This window comes from Nocardioides sp. BE266 (assembly GCF_031457855.1).
Lineage (GTDB): Bacteria > Actinomycetota > Actinomycetes > Propionibacteriales > Nocardioidaceae > Nocardioides.
On the sequence record NZ_JAURTI010000003.1, the window covers coordinates 248,139 to 264,048 of the forward strand.

Genomic DNA, 15,910 nt, shown 5'->3' on the forward strand with positions numbered 1-15,910 from the left:
CAGCCTCACCACGAGTCGGACGGCTGCTCCAGCAGCCGGGCCGCCCGGGCCGCGGCGTCCTCCGCGACGACCAGGTCGTCGACCTCGTCGGGGTCCGCGCTGGCCCGTGAGTCTCCAGGAGACTCAAGGTCGAGCGCACGAGGTCGGGTGAGCTGGTGCAGGTCGCGGAGCACCCGGTCGCGGGAGAGCCCGCGCAGGTGCGTCAGCACGAACGGGTCGGCCTGGATCAGCCACGCCAGCTGGGTCCACACGGCCAGCGCGTGCGGACAGGGGTCGAGCCAGGAGTCGCACGAGCAGGCCGAGCCCAGCTCGCCGCCGTACGGCAACAGCTCGACGCCGGCCTCCTCGACGGCCTCGACGAACGAGTGCGGCAGCTGTCCGGCGAGGAGGGCGCCGATGCGACCGGACTCCGCGGCGACCAGCTCGACGAAGGCCGCTGCGTCGGAGTCGTCGAGCGCCGGGAGGGTGACCTCGACGGTGTAGGCGTCCTGCCCTTCCGTGACGGCGGCGACCGCACCGCCCTCCTCGACGGTGATCGAGCCGACGGCACCCGAGCGCGCGAGCGCCCGCCCGGCGCGGAGCTCCTTCTCGCCGAAGGCGGCCTCCTCGACCGCCCGCAGCACGGCCTTGCTCCACCACGTGCCTGTGCCACCACCGCGCCGAGGCGCGAGCCGCGGGTGGGTCGTGCCGGTCATCGGCGGAATTCCACGAGGTCGCGGAGCTCATCGTTGGAGAGCTCGGTGAGCGCGGTCTCGCCGCGGGCCAGGACGGAGTCGGCGAGCGAGCGCTTGCGGGTGAGCAGCTCGGCGATCTTCTCCTCGATCGTGCCATGGGTGATGAAGCGGTGCACCTGGACGGGCTTGGTCTGCCCGATCCGGTAGGCCCGGTCGGTGGCCTGGTCCTCGACGGCGGGGTTCCACCAGCGGTCGAAGTGGATGACGTGGTCGGCCCGCGTGAGGTTGAGGCCGGTGCCGCCGGCCTTGAGGGAGAGCAGGAAGACGGGCGCCTCGCCGGCCTGGAAGCGGGCGACCATCGCGTCGCGCTCGCGCACGGGCGTGCCGCCGTGGAGGAACTGGTGGGGCACCCCGGTGGTGCCGAGGTGCCGCTCGAGGAGCCGAGCCATGGCGACGTATTGGGTGAAGACGAGGACCGCGCCGTCCTCGGCCACCACCGTGCCGACCAGCTCGTCGATCAGCTCGAGCTTCTCGGAGCGGCCGCGCAGCCGGGGGTTGGCCTGGCGCAGGAAGTGGGCGGGGTGGTTGCAGATCTGCTTCAGGCCGGTCAGCAGCTTGAGCACCAGGCCGCGTCGGGTCTCCTCGTCGGCCTCCTCGATGCGGCGCATCGACTCGCGGACGAGGGTCTCGTAGAGCACGACCTGCTCGCGGGTCAGGCCGAGGACGTGGTCGGTCTCGGTCTTGGCCGGCAGCTCGGGGGCGATGCCCGGGTCGGACTTGCGGCGGCGCAGCAGGAACGGGCCGATCAGGTCGGCGAACTGGCGCGCCTTCGTGGGCTCGAGCCCGGACTCGATCGGCGCGGCCCACACCTTGCGGAAGGCGTTGCGGCTGCCGAGCAGCCCGGGGATCGCCCAGTCGAGGATCGACCAGAGCTCGGTGAGGTCGTTCTCGACGGGTGTGCCGGTGAGGGCCACGCGGGCCGTGCTCGGGATGGTGCGCAGGGCGCGGGCGGCGGCCGAGCGGGAGTTCTTGATGTGCTGCGCCTCGTCGGCGACCACGAGGTCCCACGGCACCTCGGCGAGGAGCTCGGCGTCGTTGCGCATCGTGCCGTAGGTCGTCAGCACGAAGCCGTCGCGCACCCCACCGAGGTCGCGGGCACTGCCGTGGTGGCGGCGTACGTCGACGCCCGGCGCGAAGCGACGGATCTCGGCCTCCCAGTTGCCGAGCAGCGACGCCGGGCAGACGACGAGCGTCGGCCCGCCGACCCCGTCGAGCCCGTTGCGGTGCAGGTGCAGCGCGATCAGGGTGATCGTCTTGCCCAGGCCCATGTCGTCGGCCAGGCAGGCGCCGAGGCCGAGGGAGGTGAGCTCAGCGAGCCAGGAGAGCCCCCGGCGCTGGTAGTCGCGCAGCTCGGCCTGCAGGGCACCCGGCACCTCGACGAGCTCGCCGGTCACGGCCTCGTGGAGCCGGTCCCGGACCTTGAGCAGGCTCGCGCCGACGACCGCTTCGTAGGGGACGTCCTCGATGTCGACGACGCCGGTCAGCGTCGCGGCCAGGGCCTGGACCGGGGTGACGGTGCGGATCAGCCGCTTGCGGGCGCGCTTGATCACGCCCGAGTCGACGGCGATCCAGTTGTCGCGCAGCTTCATGATCGGGCTCGTCGCGCGAGCGAGCTCGTCCATCTCCTCCTCGGTCAGCTCCTCACCGTGGAGGGAGAGCTGCCACTCGAACCCGAAGAGCGCCTGCGGGCCGAACAGACCGTCCTGGAGGGCCTCGTCGCGCGGACCGGCCGGCGAGCGGCCGCCGAGCTCGACGCGCTGGGTGACCTCGCGGTCGAGGTACTTCGGCCACATCACCTGGTGGCCGGCCTCGGTCAGCGCGGCGGCGCCCTCGTCGAGCAGCGACAGGATCTCGTCGGAGTCGAGGGTGATCTCGTCGGGGATGCGCAGGTCGAGCAGCCGGTCGAGCACGGGCCAGGCGTCGGCGGCCGAGCGCAACGCGATCGCGGCGTGCGTGCGCGCCCGCTCGCCGAACCCGTGGGCGGCGTCTGGCCCGCTCTCGGCCCAGAGGTCGGCCGCGTCGGCGACGTGGGCGGCGTTGTCGACCGCGTGCACCTGCATCACCAGCCGCACCGCACCGGCGACCAGCTCCTCCTCGTCGGCCTCGACGCGGAACGACACCGACACCAGGTGCGGCCGGTCGTCGCGCCCGCGTGCGCGGATCCGGGCGATCCGCTGCTGGAGCTGGTCGCTGAAGTCGTCGGGGCTCGTCGGCGGGGCCGGTCGTCCGGCGGGAGCGGTCACCCGGCGCGCCCGGCCCGGTGTCGTACGGGGGACGGTGTCGGCGACCGCGTCGAGGAGCGCCCGGATCGTGCCCTCGGCGGTGGCCTCGTCGTAGCCCTCGTGGGCGCGCGCCCGCGCGAGCTCGACGATGCGGCGCTCGTCGTGGGCGTCGAGCCCGGCGACCTGCCAGTGCCGGCCCTCGGGGTCGGGGGCGAAGCGACCGGCCGCGACGAGCTGGAGGCCGAGCAGCGAAGCGCCGGCGAGCAGCGCCACCGAGGGGTGCAGGTCGTCCTGGTCGCGGACCTTCGCCAGCACCGGCAGCGCGCCGCGGATCGGCATCACGATGGTGCGGCGGTCGTCCGTGAACTCGATCGAGCCCTCCCGGGGCGGCTCCCCCACCAGCAACCTGGCGGGACCGGTGACCGGGACGAAGCTCATGCACTGACCCTTCCGTGCTCGCTCGGACAGCGGGCACAGGGACGGTAACGCGTGGCACCGACACGGAGTTCCCGTTGCTAGCGTCACCAGGCATGGACGTCACCCGACTGCTCGCCGCCCACCCCGTGATCGACGGCCACAACGACCTGCTGTGGGAGGCGCGGGCGCAGGCGGCGTACGACTTCGCGCGGCTCGACGTCGGGACCGGCGGGACGCCCACCCACACCGACCTGCCCCGGATGCGCGCCGGCGGGATGGGCGCGCAGTTCTGGTCGGTCTACGTCCCGACCCGCCTCACCGGCGACGACGCCGTGAGCGCGACGCTCGAGCAGGTCGACGCCGCACGGCACCTCACCAGGACGTACGCCGACCAGCTGGCGTGGGCGACCACGGCCGACGAGGTCGAGCAGGCGTGGGCGGGCGGCCGGATGGCGTCGCTGATGGGCGCCGAGGGCGGGCACTCCATCAACTGCTCGCTCGGCACCCTGCGCCAGCTGCACGAGCTGGGCGTGCGCTACCTGACGCTCACCCACAACGCGAACACCCCGTGGGCCGACTCCGCGACCGACCGCCCGGTGGCGGGCGGGCTGACCGCGTTCGGCCGCGAGGTGGTCCGGGAGATGAACCGGATCGGGATGATGGTCGACCTGTCCCACGTCTCGGCCGACACGATGCGGGCTGCGCTCGAGGTCGCGGAGGCGCCCGTGCTGTTCAGCCACAGCTCGGCCCGGGCCGTGACCGACAGCCCGCGCAACGTGCCCGACGACGTGCTCGAGGCGACCGCGGCGAACAACGGAGTGTGCATGGTGACCTTCGTGCCGAAGTTCGTGAACCCGGCCTGCGCCGACTGGCAGCGCGAGATGGTCGCCGCCGCCGAGGCGGAGGGCATCCCCGAGGCGGACGGCGTACGGTTCGCGCCGTTCGAGACCGCCTGGACCGTCGACCACCCGCAGCCGCCCGCGACGCTGGAGGACGTGGTGGCGCACTGCGAGCACGTGCGCGAGGTCGCCGGCATCGAGCACATCGGCCTCGGCGGTGACTACGACGGCATCGAGGTGCTGCCCGCCGGCCTCGAGGACGTGTCGACCTATCCCGCGCTCCTCGGCGCCCTCGCGGACCGCGGCTGGTCCGAGGACGACCTCGCGCGGCTCACCTGCCGCAACGTGCTGCGGGTGATGCGCGAGGTCGAGGAGCGCGCCGGCGAGCTGCAGGCGACGCGCGGCCCCAGCCTGGCGCGGATCGAGGACCTCGACGGCCCGCCACGGTGACCCAGCCCACGTGAAAAGGATTGGGTCGTTGTTGATGGCAACCAATAATCTTGTCCGGTGACCAGCACCCAGACTTCTGCCGGCGAGATCCAGCCGGACAACTCCGACAAGCTCGACAAGGGCGTCCTGATGGTCGCCGGCGTCGTCGTCCTCGGCGCCATCATGTCGATCCTCGACATCACCGTCGTCTCCGTCGCCCTGAACACCTTCCAGCAGGAGTTCAACGCCACCGCGGCCGAGGTCGCGTGGACCATGACCGGCTACACCCTCGCCCTGGCCAGCGTCATCCCGCTGACCGGCTGGGCTGCCGACCGCTTCGGCACCAAGCGCCTCTACCTGCTCGCGGTCGTCCTCTTCACCGCCGGCTCGGTGATGTGCGCGACGGCGACCTCGCTCGAGCTGCTCGTCATCTACCGGGTACTCCAGGGCCTCGGCGGCGGCATGCTGATGCCGCTCGGCATGACGATCCTGACCCACGCCGCCGGGCCCGAGCGCGTGGGCCGCGTGATGGCCGTGCTCGGCATCCCGATGCTGCTGGGCCCGATCTTCGGCCCGATCATCGGCGGCGCCCTGATCCAGAGCGCCTCGTGGCACTGGATCTTCCTGATCAACCTGCCCATCGGCATCGCCGCGATCGTCTACGCCTGGATCGTGCTGCCGAAGGACGACGTCGAGCCGTCGGAGACCTTCGACTGGCTGGGCATGGTGCTGCTGTCCCCGGGTCTGGCCGCGTTCCTCTACGGCGTGAGCTCGATCCCCGAGGAGGGCACCGCGATGGCCGCCGAGGTCCTCGTCCCGATGATCATCGGCGCCGTGCTGATCGTGGCGTTCGTGCCGTGGGCGCTCAACCGCCGCAACATCCACCCGCTGGTCGACCTGCACCTGTTCCGCAACAAGAACATGACGGTCGCGGTCATCGCGATGATGCTCTTCGCCATCGCATTCTTCGGCGCCTCGCTGCTGTTCCCGCTCTACTTCATCCAGGTCCGCGGCGAGGGCACCCTCTTCACCGGCTGGCTGCTGGCGCCGCAGGGCTTCGGCGCGATGATCACGATGCCGATCGCCGGCATCCTGGCCGACAAGATCGGCCCCGGGAAGATCGTGCTCGCCGGCATCACGGTGATCACCGTCGGCATGGCGATGTTCACCCAGATCGGTGCGGACACGTCGTACGTCTACATCCTCGGCGCGCTCTTCATCATGGGCCTCGGCATGGGCGGCACGATGATGCCGATCATGACCGCCGCGCTCGCGACGCTGACCGCGCACAACGTGGCCCGCGGCTCCACGCTGCTCAACATCACCCAGCAGGTGGCCGCCTCGATCGGCACCGCGCTGTTCTCGGTGATCCTCACCAACGAGATCAAGGACTCGAAGTTCGTCGCGGCCGGCCAGGCGCTGGCCGAGGCCGGCAACGACCAGTCCGCGGTCGGCGCGGTGATGGAGAAGTTCGGCATCACGCCCGCGCAGCTGGAGAACCTCCAGTCACTCGCCACGAGCGACCTGGCCGACGCGTTCGCCACGGTCTTCGTCGTCGCGACCGTGCTGGTGGCCTGCTGCCTGATCCCGGCCTTCTTCCTGCCCCGCAAGAAGGTGGCCCCGGTCGACCCGACCGCGATGATGGGTCACTGACCCGCAACGCCGACCGGGCTCTTCCTCGCCATGAGGAAGAGCCCGGTTTGTCGTGCAACTGCGCGAGGAAGTGCCCTGTCGGCGCCAGGTATCAGTCGGCGCCGGTGACACCCTTGCCGAGCGCGACGACGACGTCGGTCGGCATGTTGGTGCCCTCGCGGAAGATCGTCGCGAGGCCCTTGGTGGTGGCCTCCAGCGCGGGCGAGATGTCCTTGAGCAGCCCGGCCATCTTGTCGAGCGACTCGGCCAGCGCCTTCATGAAGGTCCGGCAGCGCTCGAGCACCTGGCGAGCCTTGTTGATCAGCGAGCCGAGGGCCGCGGGAGCGGCGATGCCGAGCGTCAGCGCCGACTGGGCGACGGCGCCGATCGCGTCTCCGACGAGGTCGGAGAACAGGCCCTGGATGAAGTCGCGCACGCCGGCCAGCAGGCCCCCGGCGACCTCGATGCCCGCCGAGACGCCGTACGCCACCTTCGAGAGGGCGTCGAAGACGTGGACCATGCCGCCAGCGGCGGCGCGGTAGGCGTCGATGGCCAGGCCGCTGAAGCCGCCGGTGTCGGTGTCGACGAGGTTGCGGAAGTCGGGGCCGATGCCGCTCATGTGGTCGCCGATGTTGCCCCACGTCTGGACGCCGGCCTTGATCACGCCGGGGTCGCCGAGCAGCTCGTCGAGCCAGTCCTGCAGCGGCCCGCAGTGCTCCATGATCCAGTTGATGACCATCGAGCACGCGGTGCCGAGCGGGTTGAGGATCATGCCCACCACGTCGAGCGCCGCGCTGACGCCGTTGATGGTGCCCTCGATCCAGTCGCCGCGGGAGAAGGCGGACGCGGAGTCGGCCGCACCGTCGATCATCTTCAGCCCGTTGGTGCCGTTGGCGAAGGAGTCGAAGTTGGTGAAGACGCCACGATCGGTGTTGCCGGGGTCGACGACGAGCGCGGTCATCGGATCCTCCGCCCGATCTCGTCGAAGTGCTCGCCGACGGTGTCGTCGATGAAGCTGAAGGTGTCGGCGAGGCCCTTGATGGACTCCGCGCAGTCGCCGAGCGCGCCCTCCATCGCCCCCGCCGCGACCTGGCCGGCACCCTGCAGCGGGAACATGAACGGCCCGACGAGCATCGAGCCGATGCTGCCGAACATCCCGGAGCTGAAGCTCACCTGGTTGGCGGCGGCGGTGGCCTGGCCGGCCTTGCCGGACAGCGCGAGCACGCGACTCGCGTGGGCCCGCATCTCGCCGGGGTCGATGTAGATGTCGTTCATCGGTCCTCGTCCTCCTCGTAGCCATAACGGTCGCGGTAGGCCTGCGAGAAGGCCTGCACGGACGGCGATCCTGCGCCGTAGATCTCGGTGCCGAGCTGCTCGACGTGGTAGCTCAGCCGGCGCTGCGCCTGGCGCAGCGCCTCCATCACGTCGGTGGCGATCTGCGCCCCGCTGAGGTGGCGTACGTCGTCGTCGATGGTGATCGACTGCACCTGGCCGGTGCCGTCGACGGTGACCGTGGCGACCTCGTCGGCCGAGGCGCCCTCGACAGCGAGGTGCTCGCTGCGGGTGGCGAACTGCTGGGCCTGGTCGAGCTTGGTCAGGGCGGTGTCGGCCTGCGCGTCGATCGTGGCCAGCACGGCCTCGAGTCGCGACATGGTCATGGGTGGCTCCTCGCCTCGGGAAGTGCGGACCGTGTGGCTGGCCCGCACCCCTTGTCTTCCCTTCCCTATGCTTGCGAAACATGGACGGACTCGGGACCGAACTGCCCCAGCGCACGACGATCATGTGGATCCTGCTGGCCGCCGCGGTGGTCTTCCTCGTGCCCACGGTCCGCACCGTGCGCCGCGCGACGGGTGAGTCCGGCGGCACCGCGGCGGGCTTCTGGGGCATGGCCGTGGTGATGCTGCTGGTGCTCGTGCTGCTGCCGGCATGGATCGCCCGGTCCATGCACGAGCGGCACACCTACCTCTCCGACGAGGGCGTGACGGTGACCTCCGGCGACGACGTACGCCAGCAGATCGCCTTCGCCGACCTCGAGGAGGTCAAGGTCCGTTTCGGGCCTCGCGGCGGCGAGACCTTCCGCAACGAGCAGGTCTTCCTGGTCGGCCGTCTCGCCTCCGGGGACCGCGGCTCCGTGGTCGTGTCGCGCGCGAGCGTCGAGACGCTGCAGCCCCTGCTCGAGCGGCTCTCGGCGGAGGTCGAGCGTCGTCCGGAGCTGCTCACCAGCGATGTCGAGCGCGGCTTCTTCGAGCACGCGGTGAAGACCTCACCCTGACGCACGCGCCAACTGGGCCTCGTCGGGCGATGATGTGCAGGAGATCTCCGCGGGCTGTCGATTTCCGGCGGTGAGCGGCGACGAGGTGATGACCGGCCCCGCACCACGGGGCTCCAGCACGAGAGGCACTGCCATGAAGTACGTCCTGATGTACACCTCCCGCCCCGACCTGGACTCCTCCGCCGACCCGGAGGCCGCGCAGGCGATCTACAAGCGGGTCTACGAGTGGTTCGGCGAGAACGCGGGCGTGATGGCCGACTCGGGCGCCGAGCTGCTCGGCGTCGAGACCGCGACCACCGTCAAGCACGACCCGAACGGCGCGGTCGTGGTCGACGGCCCGTTCAACGAGGCCAAGGAGGTGATCGGTGGCTTCAGCGTCATCGACGTCGCCGACATGGACGCCGCCATCGCCGTGGTGAAGACCTGGCCGATGCTCGACCTGCCGGGCGTGGCCGTCGAGATCCGCCCGATGGTCGAGGACTACTCGCACATGGAGGGCTGAGGCCGGTGACCTCCACGGACGGTCTCCTCGCGCGCACGCTGCGCGAGGAGGCCGGCCCGCTGGTCGCCCGCCTCTCCCGCCGCTTCGGCGACTTCGATGTCGCCGAGGAGGCCGTTCAGGGTGCGGTGGTCGAGGCGCTGACGTCGTGGCGTCGCGACGGTCCGCCCGATCGTGCCGGGGCCTGGCTCCAGGTCGCCGCCACCCGCAACGCGATGGACGCGCTCCGGCTGCGCGACCGGCAGCGTGCCCTCGCCGCGCGTGCCGATCCGCCTGACGACCTCCCGGGGGAAGGCACCGACGACCGACTCGCCCTGCTCTTCGCCTGCTGCCACCCCGCGCTGGCGCCCGAGGCCCGGCTCGCCCTGACGCTGCGTGCGGTCGTCGGCCTCACCACTCCGCAGATCGCCCGGGCGTTCCTCGTCAACGAGACGACGCTGGCGCAGCGCGTCGTACGGGCGAAGCGGAAGATCGTCTCGGCCGGCATCGCGCTGACCGTGCCACCGGAGTCGCAGCGCGCCGAGCGGCTGGCCGACGTGCTCGCGGTGGTCTACGTGATGTTCAACGAGGGCTTCGTGTCCTCGAGCGGACCGACGCAGGACCGCGACCTCGCCGCCGACGCGGTCTGGCTGTCCGGCGTCGTCGCGACCTCGCTGCCGGACCAGGCCGAGGCGTGGGGCCTGGCCGCGCTGCTCACCATCCAGCACGCCCGCAGCCGGGCGCGCTTCGCCGACGGCGAGCTGGTCCTGCTGCGCGACCAGGACCGCGGACTGTGGGACCACGCCGCGATCGCCGAGGGCGAGCGGATGATCGAGCGCGCCGCGTCGCTGCGCCGACCGGGGGCGTACCAGCTGCAGGCCGCCATCGCTGCCGTGCACGCCACGGGCGCGAGCTGGGCGGAGACCGACTGGCTCCAGATCTCGGTGCTCTACGAGGAGCTCGCGAGGTACGACGCCTCTCCCGTCGTGCGGCTCAACCAGGTGGTCGCGCACGCCCAGGTGCTGGGTGCCGAGGACGCCCTCCGGCGGCTCGAGACCCTCGCCGAGCCGCTGGCCACCTACCACCTCTTCCACGCGACCCGGGCCCAGCTGCTCACCGAGGTCGGCCGCGAGGACGAGGCCGACGCCGCCAACCGCCGGGCCCTCGAGCTCACCGCGAACGACGCCGAGCGCCGGCTGCTGACCACCCGCCTCCACCGAGGTCCGCTGGACGACGGCTCCTGATCGGCACTGCAGATCCGTCATACGTTCCCGACCCGATCTGATCGGATCTGTATGACGCATCAGCTGCGGGAGCGGGCCTGGCCACACGCTGAGTCGACCGCCGACCCAAGGGGGCGACGGGCATATCTGAGGACGTGGTGAACGTGTTCGGGGTTGAATCCCGTTCACGGCGTCCTCAGATATCTCGGCGCTGAGGATCCGTCATACGTTCCCGACGCCACTTGTTCGGGTCTGTATGACGAATCAGCGCGGGGTCGGGCTCGGGAGCGCGGCGGGCACGCCGGCCGGGGCTCAGCCCTGGGACGCGAGCGCGAGGGGCAGGACCGCGCCCGCCCCGGCCGCGCGGATCGCGGTGGCGGCGACCGTCAGCGTCCACCCGGTCGAGACCTGGTCGTCGACCAGCAGCACCGTCGCCCCTGCGGGGATGGCGGCGTCGAGCCCGCCCCGTCGTCGTACGGCGGCGACGCGCTGCGCCGAGTTGGACTGGCCCGCGCGCGGTGGGACGGCGTGGTCGCGGATCGCCCAGGTGCCGACCACGGGGACCTGCATGACGCGGGCGAGGCCGTCGGCCAGGTCGCGGGTCAGGGTGGGCCGGGTCGCCGACTCGACGACCACGATCGCGTCGGGCCGCGAGGCCCACTCGGACGACCAGTCCTTCATCACGTCCATCACCGCCTGCGCGAGGCCCGGCGGGACCGGGCCGTCGGGAGTGTCCTCGCGGAAGAGCGCGCGCAGGGCCTGGCCGTGGCCGAGGTCGGTCAGCCGCGCGACGACCCGGCCGGGCTCGGCGGCGTCGGCGATCTTGCCCTTGAGGTCGAGGCCGAGGTTGGCCAGCGCGGTGGGCCACATCCGCCGCGGCTCGAGCACGACGCCGGGACGGGACAACCGCTCGCCGGCCTCGGCGACGGCGGCATCGCTCACCGACGTGGCGAGGGTCAGGCCGCCGCAGTTGTCGCAGCGCCCGCAGTCGGTCGCCTCGGGGTCGTCGAGCTGCTCGCGGAGGTAGCGCATCCGGCACTCGGTGGTCCTCAGGTAGCCGAGCATCGCCTGCTGCTCGCGCTCGCGGGCCTCGGCGACGCGGGCATAGCGCTCGGCGTCGTAGGCCCAGGGGCGGCCGGTGGCCACCCATCCGCCCTGCACCCGCTGGACCGCGCCGTCGACGTCGAGCACCTTGAGCATCGACTCGAGCCGGTTGCGGCCGAGCTCCACGCGGGTCTCGAGGGTGGCGGTCGAGAGCGGGCGGTCGGAGTCACCGAGGGCGGCGAGGGTCTCGCGGACCTGCTCCTCGCGCGGGAAGCCCAGCGAGGCGAAGTAGGCCCAGATGTCGCGGTCCTCGATCTGCGGCAGCAGCACGACGGTCGCGTCGTCGGTGCCGCGGCCGGCGCGGCCGACCTGCTGGTAGTAGGCGACCGGCGACGACGGGGCGCCGAGGTTGATCACGAAGCCGAGGCTGGCGTCGAAGCCCATGCCGAGCGCGCTCGTGGCGATCAGCGCCTTCACCCGGCCGTCGACCAGCGCCTGCTCGAGCGCGTGGCGCTCGTCGGCCTCGGTCTGGCCGGAGTAGGCCGCGACCTCGAGACCCCGGTCGCGGAGGTAGCCCGCGACCTCCTGGGTCGCGCCGACCGTCAGGCAGTAGACGATGCCGGACCCGGGCTGCTCGGCGAGGTGGTCGGCGAGCCAGGCCAGGCGCATCTCGGGTGTCTTCAGCTGCACGACGCCGAGGCGCAGCGACTCGCGGTCGAGGGTGCCGCGCTGCACGAGCACACTCTCGTCAGGCGCGGAGTCGGCATGGACGCCGAGCTGCTCGGCGACGTCGTCGGTCACGCGCTGGTTGGCGGTCGCGGTCGTGGCGAGGACCGGGATGCCGGACGGGAGCTCGGCGAGGAGCGTGCGGAGCCGGCGGTAGTCGGGGCGGAAGTCGTGGCCCCAGTCGGAGATGCAGTGGGCCTCGTCGACGACCAGCAGGCCGCACGTGGCGGCGAGGCGCGGCAGCACCTCGTCGCGGAAGCCGGGGTTGTTGAGCCGCTCGGGACTGACCAGCAGCACGTCGACCTCACCGGCGTGGATCTGGTCGTGGATCGGCTGCCACTGGTCGATGTTGGTCGAGTTGATCGTCACCGCGCGGATGCCGGCGCGCTCGGCGGCGGCGATCTGGTTGCGCATCAGCGCGAGCAGCGGGCTGACGATCACGGTCGGACCCGCCCCCGCCTCGCGCAGCAGCTTGGTGGCCACGAAGTAGACGGCCGACTTGCCCCACCCGGTGCGCTGCACGACCAGGGCCCGGCGGCGGTCGACCGCGAGCGCCTCGATCGCGTGCCACTGGTCCTCGCGCAGCGTCGCCTCGCCCTGCCCGTCGCGGGGGCCCACGAGCGCCCGCAGGTGGCGCTCGGCCGCCTCGCGCGCGGCGCGGCGCGTGTCGTCGGTGACGGCGGTGTCGGTGGTCATGGCCCCTGTCTACCAACCGCCACCGACGTCCGCCCCTCCGCCTAGGCTCTCGGCCATCGAGCCACCGGTCCCGCCCACCGTCCTCGAGCCGCGACCACTCGTGCGCACGCTCGCGATCGTGGTGCTCGTCGTCGGCGTCCTGCTGACCGCGGCCACCTGGACCGCCGGCGGCGAGCACCGCGTGCTGTCGTTGGCCGCCCTCGGGCTGCTGATGGTCGTGCTGCCGGCGTGGGCGATCTGGTTCACCACCGGCCGCACGATCGAGGTCCACCCCGACCGTGTCGTCGTACGACGTCGGGGGCGGGAGGTGCGCACCTTCGCGTACGACGACCTCGTCGACGTCCGCCCCGGGATCGACGGCTCGGCGGGCGCGGCCACGCCCGAGGTGTGGAACAAGTCCGTCACCCTGATCGGGCGCACGACCGCAAGGAAGCGACGCGGCCTGAAGGTCACCGCCCAGACCGTGGAGAGCATCGACCCGCTGCTGCTGGCGCTCGCGCCGGTGGTCGCGCGCAAGCCCGAGCTGCTGCCCCACGACGTCCACCGCGAGCTGTTCGCGGCCTACGTCCACGAGCTCGGGACCAGCCGCCGGCGCGGCTGATCAGCCGACGTCGATCCGCTCCCCGAGCCGCTCGCGCAGCGTGGCGAGTCCGCGCGAGGCATGGCTCTTGACCGTCCCCGTGCTGATCGAGAGCTCCTCGGCGGTCTCCTCGACCGACATCCCGAGCCAGTAGCGCAGCACGACCGTGCGGCGCTGCATGGGCGGCAGCCGGCGCAGCTCGGCGAGCAGCTCCATCCGGTCCTCGCTGGCGGTGCCGGCCGGCGCCGGCCCGTCGAGCAGCTCGATCGGCACGCCCGAGCGGCGTCGGTGCCAGGGCCGGCGGCGCTGGTCGAGGTCGGCGTTGACGATGATCCGCCGGGCGTACGCCTCCTCGCGGCCGGTGCCCTGCACCCGCGACCACGCGAGGTAGAGCTTGACCAGCGCCTCCTGCAGCACGTCCTCGGCCCGCGCGTCGTCGCGGCACACGGCGTACGCGATGCGGCGGAGCACCGCCTGCCGGGCCGCGACGAACTCGACGTAGCCGTCGTCGTTCGCGCTCACGCGCTGTGCCACTTCTCGACGAAGGCGTCCAGGCTGTCGGCGAGGTCGCCGGACATGGCGTCGTACCAGACCCCTCCATCGGGCGGCTCGACCGCCATGACGTACCAGGTCGTGCCGGCGTAGGTGACCTCGGCGACGGCCCCCCGCGACGCGAAGGAATCGGGGTAGCCCGTGTCGTGGCCCTGCTCCACGATCGTGACCCCGGGACTGGCCGGCACGAGGGTGTCGGACGTGCGTGACTCGAAGCGCACCAGCCGCTCGGCCAGGGACGGCCGGCCCTGCAGTTGGGAGGTGACGTCGTCGACCCACAGCTCGAAGTCGTCGGTCTCGCGACCGGGCTGGTCCATCTCGCCACCACCCGGACCGGTCCCGTCGGTGGAGATGATCACCCACGACAGGCCGTCCGGGAAGTGGTCGGCGACGCAGGCGCACTGCGCCTCGACGGCGTACGACGCAGTCACCCCGTCCTCGCCGCGGACGTAGGGGTCGACGACGACGCGTCGGACCGTGGCGTCCGGCGCGACCCACAACCGACCGTCCGGCGAGACGCCGACCGGCCCGTGCTCGCCGTACTCCTGCGCCCATGTCGGGACGTCGTCCGTGGTGAACCAGTCGACACCCTCGAGCCCGTCGACGGCCTCGACCGGGTTGTTGGGCTGGGGCGCGACGACGTCCGGGTCGGCCGACAGCGGGACGTCGCGGAGACGTCCGACCTCCGTGGTGTCGGTGCCGTCCTCGGCGATCTGGGAGCGATCCGTCCCGTCGCCCGGACTCAGCACCTGGAGCACCGACACCGCCAGGGCAGCGGCCGCTGCGACGCCGACCGCACCCACGGCCGCTCGCCGCCGGCGCCGAGCGCGCCGCCCCTGGAGGAGGTACGTCGGTGCCGGGACGCTCGGCAGGTGCGCGAGCTCGTGGTCGAGCCGGGTCAGCAGGTCGCTCTCACTCATGTCCCCTCGACGGTCCGGCGCAGCGATTGGTTGTCACGGGACCCGGCCGGATGACCGGGTCCCGTCACATCACGTCAGCGCCGCTGGCTGCGGGCGATGAACCTGTCGAGGTCGATCCCGGCCTTCCGGGCGGCCCTGCGCACCTCCGGCGTGGTCAGGTCGGGCGTCACGAAGACCTCCGGGCGGATGCTGCGGTCCGCGGCGGCGTACTGGCGCTGGAGCGCGGCCTGGCTGCTCGCCGAGGCCGCGGCGTCGGCGCGCACCTTGGCGGTGACGGCGAACGCGCCGCCCACGGTCGCGCTGACGACCGGGGTGTAGCCGCTGGCGTGCCCGAGCACGTTGGGGTGATAGCTCTCGGAGATCGGGTTGGACAGGCCGTTGAGGTACTCCGGGTTGTCGCACACCGCGTGGCCGGTGAAGGCGGCGGTCGGGTTCGCGAAGCTGAAGCCGGCAGCCGCGGCGGCCGCCGCCGTGCGGGTGTTCATCAGGTCGGCGGTCTGGTTGAGCCGCGCCTCCTCGTCGGGGGAGAACCAGGTGAAGGCGTTGCAGTCCTCGCCCATGAAGATGCGCGGGTAGCCCACGACGACGACCTTGGCGTAGGGCGCGCGGCTGCGGATGCCGGCGTAGAGGGTCGCCAGCGCCGCGGGCAGGGTGTTGTTGATGTAGGCCTGCGCCGTGTTGATCTTGCCGTTGCAGTTGCTCGCCCAGCCCGGCAGCGCGCACTCGGTGAGCACGTCGGCGAAGCCGGCGTCGTTGCCGCCGACCGAGATCGTCACGTAGTTGGTCGCCGTGGTGAGGACGTTCAGCTGGGTGTTGGTGACGTCGGCGATCTTCGCGCCGGAGCAGGCGCGGAAGTTGAGCGCGTAGCCGCGGGCGGCGGCGATCAGGCTCGGGTAGGCCTTGGTCGAGCGCTGGCAGCTGGTGCCGTCGCTGATGTAGGACCGGGTGCCGGTGCCGGAGGAGTAGGAGTCGCCGAGGGCGACGTAGACAGGTGCGGCCGCCTGGGCGGCGGGTTGGACCAGCAGGGGGCTGAGCAGCCCCACCAGGGCGGAGCCGAGCACCGCGAGGCGGGTGGACGTGCGCTTCATCGTCGAGGACCTCCGAGAGAGTGGGTCACCCGAGTGTGACCGCGCTCACACACTAGGG

15 protein-coding genes are annotated in these 15,910 nt (G+C 72.1%); 6 read left to right on the top strand and 9 right to left on the bottom strand.

From position 1 onward, the window contains the following. Positions 1-5: 5 nt before the first annotated feature. Positions 6-695, bottom strand: a complete 690-nt coding sequence (locus tag J2X46_RS09795) for a hypothetical protein (protein ID WP_310249647.1) — start codon at positions 693-695, stop codon at positions 6-8. Continuing rightward, complete coding sequence (locus J2X46_RS09800; RefSeq protein ID WP_310249648.1) at positions 692-3,394, bottom strand: DEAD/DEAH box helicase; 2,703 nt, start codon at positions 3,392-3,394, stop codon at positions 692-694. The genes J2X46_RS09795 and J2X46_RS09800 overlap by 4 nt, the downstream gene beginning before the upstream one ends. A 92-nt stretch (positions 3,395-3,486) precedes the next feature. On the opposite strand from J2X46_RS09800, the gene J2X46_RS09805 reads away from it, so the two are divergent. Both J2X46_RS09805 and J2X46_RS09810 read left to right on the top strand, forming a co-directional pair. Next, on the top strand, positions 3,487-4,662 hold the full coding sequence (locus J2X46_RS09805) for a dipeptidase (RefSeq protein WP_310249650.1): 1,176 nt from the start codon (positions 3,487-3,489) through the stop codon (positions 4,660-4,662). A gap of 57 nt (positions 4,663-4,719) precedes the next feature. After that, complete coding sequence (locus J2X46_RS09810; protein WP_310249652.1) at positions 4,720-6,294, top strand: DHA2 family efflux MFS transporter permease subunit; 1,575 nt, start codon at positions 4,720-4,722, stop codon at positions 6,292-6,294. A 91-nt stretch (positions 6,295-6,385) separates the two neighbouring features. On the opposite strand, the gene J2X46_RS09815 is transcribed toward J2X46_RS09810, so the two are convergent. Genes J2X46_RS09815 through J2X46_RS09825 form a run of 3 tightly spaced genes read right to left on the bottom strand, consistent with a single transcriptional unit; the run spans position 6,386 to position 7,931 of the window. Then, positions 6,386-7,234: a hypothetical protein gene (locus J2X46_RS09815; protein ID WP_310249654.1), complete on the bottom strand. Its 849-nt coding sequence runs from the start codon at positions 7,232-7,234 to the stop codon at positions 6,386-6,388. Further along, complete coding sequence (locus J2X46_RS09820; protein ID WP_310249656.1) at positions 7,231-7,548, bottom strand: hypothetical protein; 318 nt, start codon at positions 7,546-7,548, stop codon at positions 7,231-7,233. The genes J2X46_RS09815 and J2X46_RS09820 overlap by 4 nt, the downstream gene beginning before the upstream one ends. Continuing rightward, on the bottom strand, positions 7,545-7,931 hold the full coding sequence (locus J2X46_RS09825) for a YbaB/EbfC family nucleoid-associated protein (RefSeq protein ID WP_310249658.1): 387 nt from the start codon (positions 7,929-7,931) through the stop codon (positions 7,545-7,547). The genes J2X46_RS09820 and J2X46_RS09825 overlap by 4 nt, the downstream gene beginning before the upstream one ends. An 80-nt stretch (positions 7,932-8,011) precedes the next feature. Here J2X46_RS09825 and J2X46_RS09830 point away from each other — a divergent pair, with 80 nt between their 5' ends. The 3 genes from J2X46_RS09830 (at position 8,012) to J2X46_RS09840 (ending at position 10,267) form a co-directional block, all read left to right on the top strand. After that, positions 8,012-8,545, top strand: a complete 534-nt coding sequence (locus tag J2X46_RS09830) for a hypothetical protein (protein ID WP_310249660.1) — start codon at positions 8,012-8,014, stop codon at positions 8,543-8,545. A 133-nt stretch (positions 8,546-8,678) separates the two neighbouring features. Then, positions 8,679-9,047, top strand: a complete 369-nt coding sequence (locus J2X46_RS09835) for a YciI family protein (protein WP_310249662.1) — start codon at positions 8,679-8,681, stop codon at positions 9,045-9,047. A 5-nt stretch (positions 9,048-9,052) separates the two neighbouring features. Further along, positions 9,053-10,267: a DUF6596 domain-containing protein gene (locus J2X46_RS09840; protein ID WP_310249664.1), complete on the top strand. Its 1,215-nt coding sequence runs from the start codon at positions 9,053-9,055 to the stop codon at positions 10,265-10,267. Positions 10,268-10,558: 291 nt separating this feature from the next. Here the strand turns inward: J2X46_RS09840 and J2X46_RS09845 are convergent, their stop codons facing one another. Then, positions 10,559-12,712 (bottom strand): DEAD/DEAH box helicase, encoded by a 2,154-nt coding sequence (locus tag J2X46_RS09845; protein ID WP_310249665.1) that lies wholly within the window; start codon positions 12,710-12,712, stop codon positions 10,559-10,561. A gap of 100 nt (positions 12,713-12,812) precedes the next feature. Here J2X46_RS09845 and J2X46_RS09850 point away from each other — a divergent pair, with 100 nt between their 5' ends. Further along, entirely contained in the window at positions 12,813-13,313 is a 501-nt protein-coding gene (locus J2X46_RS09850; protein WP_310249667.1) for a hypothetical protein, read from the top strand. Here the strand turns inward: J2X46_RS09850 and J2X46_RS09855 are convergent, their stop codons facing one another. From J2X46_RS09855 to J2X46_RS09865, 3 genes are all read right to left on the bottom strand, one after another. Then, entirely contained in the window at positions 13,314-13,814 is a 501-nt protein-coding gene (locus tag J2X46_RS09855; RefSeq protein ID WP_310249669.1) for a SigE family RNA polymerase sigma factor, read from the bottom strand. Then, positions 13,811-14,764 (bottom strand): hypothetical protein, encoded by a 954-nt coding sequence (locus J2X46_RS09860; protein ID WP_310249671.1) that lies wholly within the window; start codon positions 14,762-14,764, stop codon positions 13,811-13,813. Before J2X46_RS09860 ends, J2X46_RS09855 begins: the two co-directional genes overlap by 4 nt. A 74-nt stretch (positions 14,765-14,838) precedes the next feature. Then, on the bottom strand, positions 14,839-15,852 hold the full coding sequence (locus J2X46_RS09865; RefSeq protein WP_310249673.1) for an SGNH/GDSL hydrolase family protein: 1,014 nt from the start codon (positions 15,850-15,852) through the stop codon (positions 14,839-14,841). Positions 15,853-15,910: the final 58 nt, after the last annotated feature.